2 protein-coding genes and 1 pseudogene are annotated in these 3243 nt (G+C 73.8%); all 3 read right to left on the bottom strand.

The window, feature by feature from the left end; genetic code table 11:
• The coding region (locus tag NBZ85_RS29325) for a DUF5703 family protein (protein ID WP_261560501.1) at window positions 1-203 on the bottom strand (203 nt) is incomplete at its 3' end.
• Window positions 204-598: 395 nt separating this feature from the next.
• A complete protein-coding gene (locus NBZ85_RS29330) occupies window positions 599-1771 on the bottom strand; it encodes a putative hexosyltransferase (RefSeq protein WP_261560502.1) in 1173 nt (390 codons plus the stop codon).
• A 335-nt stretch (window positions 1772-2106) separates the two neighbouring features.
• Window positions 2107-3243: pseudogene (locus tag NBZ85_RS29335) on the bottom strand (glycosyltransferase family 39 protein); the annotation flags it as partial.

Consider the following 3243-nt stretch of genomic DNA (forward strand, 5'->3'; position numbering starts at 1 on the left):
CAGGTGGGCAGGTAGCCGGGCAGGCCGCCCGGGCGTCGGCGGCGGCGCAGGACGACGCGGCGTGACCCGTCCGGGAACAGCCGCAGGTGCTCCAGCTCCCAGTCGCCGAACTCGGCGTGCATCGTCAGGATCTGGACGGCCGCGCGGCGGTCCGTGCCCGGCGGCATGTACAGCTTCTGGTATTCCAGCTCGACCCCAGCCAAAGCGATCTGACCTCGACATTGTGGACGATTCGACATCGTGGGCGATTCGACATCGTGGGCGATAGAAGGTTGTGGGAGATGGGAGGCTGCGGACGATGGGAGGTTGCGGATGGTGCCCTACGGCGGGCCGGGCACGTCGCGCGGATGCGCGGATACCCCATCGCGGTGGGGGCAGGATCACCGCGCGGTTCCACTACGTTAACCGTCCCGCTACGTCCTGCAAGTGTCCGTGGCGCGGCGGGGGGCCGGTTGTTGTGGATTCCTACCGATCAGCCGATCATGACACGCCGAGGCGGGCTGGTGCGCATGCGACGGGCGGGGCCCCAAGGCGACCTTGCAAGCCAGGAGGCATCCAAGCCAGGAGGCATCGCAAGCCTCAGGGGACGCGGGAGGCCTCAGGGGACGTAGGAGAGGGTGAAGGCCAGCGTGGCGTAGAGCGTCATCGCCGCCGTCGAGGTGACGAGGGCGAAGGTGAAGACCTCCCGGCGGGCGGTGACCAGCGCCGCGACCAGCAGGAACGGGAAGGCGCCGTACACGTAGCGTTCCGCCGAGTCGAGGTTGCTGCCGGTGAGCACGGCCGCGAGCACCAGCGCGCTCCACAGCACGTAGGAGACGGGCAGCTGCCGGGCCATCACCACCAGGGCGAGCAGGGCCAGCAGCAGCCACGGCACGTGCAGGCCCGTGCCCAGCTCGCCGGAGAAGGTTCCGCGGGCGGCGTGCCACAGCACCGACAACGGGTTACCGGTGCTGCCATGGCGGGCCGCGTCGCGCTGGAGGGTGAACGGCGCCAGGCCGTCGCCGTAGGTCCGGGCCGACCAGATCACGTAGATCGCGGCGCCGGCGGGTGCGGCGAGCACGGCCATCAGCCGGCGTAGCAGGTCGCGCCCGCCGATGCCGCCGCCGATGTGGCCGATGCCGCCCGCGGACGTGGCTCGCCGCGCCCGGCCCACGACGGCCTGCGGCGGAGGGCCGAGGCGGCGCAGGCCGGGCAGGGGCAGCCCGCGCGCCGCCTCCACGGCGACGGGGACGGCCAGGAGCACGCCGAGCGGCCGGCACAGCCCGCCAAGCAGGGCGGCCGCAGCCGCGAGTTCCCACCGGCGGCTGCGCGCACCAAGGAACACCGCCACCGCCAGCAGCCCGGCCAGCGCCTCGGCGTACCCCATGACCAGGACGAACGCGGGCGGGGCGAGGGCGGCGAACCAGATCAGCCGGAAGGTCGTGTCCGAGCCGAGCCCCTCGACGCGGGCGAGGCGGACCAGCGTCAGGGCGAAGCCGAGGGCGCACAGGTTGACCACCAGCAGCAGCACGATGCCGACGTGGTCGCCGGCGCCGGGCAGGTGGGACAGGACGCGCACCAGCGCGGGCAGTAGCGGGAAGAACCGGCGGCTCTCGTTGCCGGCGCCGCTGTAGCCGGCCTCGGCGATCGTCTTGTACCAGCCGGCGTCCCAGCCGAGCAGGTCGGTGGTCTGCAGCCGGACGCCCTGATCGCCGCGGGCGTTGTCGGCGATGAACTTCGTCATCGCCAGGGCGGTGAGGACAACCAGCCGGGCAGCGAGCCAGGCGAGCACGACCTCCCGCAGGCACCACGGGTCGTCCTGGCGGGCCGGGGCGCGTCGGGACCCGACGCCATGACGGGACCCGGCCCGTCGGCGCGGCGCGGCCCGAGAGCCATCGCCCTGGACGCTCAGGTCACCGTGCGGGGCTGGCTCCCGCTGGATGGCAGGGTCACGAGCCGGAGCGGGCTCGCGCTGTACTGCGGGGTCGTGTGGGCCGGCGGGATCGTGTGGACCGGCGGGATCGACTGGGCCGGCGGTGGAGTCGTGCGCGGGGGGCGTGCCTGTCCCGGTCGCCGGGCTCGAGTCCGGCGACGGACCGGGGTGGGCGGACGTCCCCCGCGCAGCGGTCACGACGCCTGGAAGCGCAGCAGCGAGTAGTTCTCGGACACCTTGGCCGGCAGGCCCTGCTCCATGACCTCGTCCGCGTGCGGGCGGGCGTTCTGCAGGGTGCCGCGGACCACGGTGCACAGCTCCTCGTAGGTCCGGTAGGAGCCGGAGCCGGCGAGGAAGACGGTGTGCTGCGGGCCGGCCTCGGTCAGTGCGCGCTGGGCGATCGCCTGACCGTTGGCGTTCTCGTTGCGGTCCTCGTAGTCGACCCAGTTGACGCGGTCCGGTGGCGCGTAGGTCGGCACCACGTACACCTTCATCCACGGCGGGACGGTGCGGGCGAGCCCGGGGCCGAGCTGGTCCGGGCAGACCAGCATGACGTCGCCGGGCTTGGCGAGCCGTTCGAGCACCTGGGCGGCCTCGCCGGCCTGCGAGCGTTCCCGCCGGACGTCGGTCGTGCCGGCGAGCAGGCCGACCAGGGCCGCGACGGCGACGACCCCGTGGAAGATCCGCCGGTCTCCGATGACCGTCGCACCGAGGCCGATGACGAGCAGGAACGGGACGAAGGCGGTGGCGGTGTACCGGTCGGCCCAGGCGTTGCCGACGAGCTTGCCGGCCGTCACCGCGACGACGAGAGTGCCCGTTGCCAGGAAGAACATGGTGCGGCCCGGTTCGAGACCGCGCAGGTCGATCAGGACGAACCGGCCGCCGGGGCTGCGCCCGGCGATCCCGGCGGCGGCCAGGCCCGTGATGAGGAACAGCAGCAGCCGGCCGAGTGTCGTCGGGCCGCCGGCCCACTGGCCGTAGGCGTGGGAGATCGCCGCGTAGTTGGCCGGCTCGCCCCAGGGGGTACCGGTGTGGGCGAGCTGGTCGAAGAAGTTCGGCAGCCACGGGGCGAAGACGATCGCGCCGCCGACGATGCCGATCAGTCCGTAGACCGGCCCGCGCCGCTGCGGCGTCAGGTACCGGCTCGACGACGGGGACCGGCTCGACGACGGGGACCGGCTCGACGACGGGGACCGACCGGACGAACGATGGCTGCGCGTGCCGGGCGGGCGGGCCGTCGGGCCGCCGTCGGCCGCCCCGGCGCCCGGCCGAGGCATGGACGCGGTCCCCGGCATCGAGGCGGCCGGCCCGCTCGATGGCGACCCCGGCCC

The sequence above is a fragment of the Frankia tisae genome, assembly GCF_025403405.1.
In the GTDB taxonomy this organism is placed as follows: Bacteria; Actinomycetota; Actinomycetes; order Frankiales; family Frankiaceae; genus Frankia; species Frankia tisai.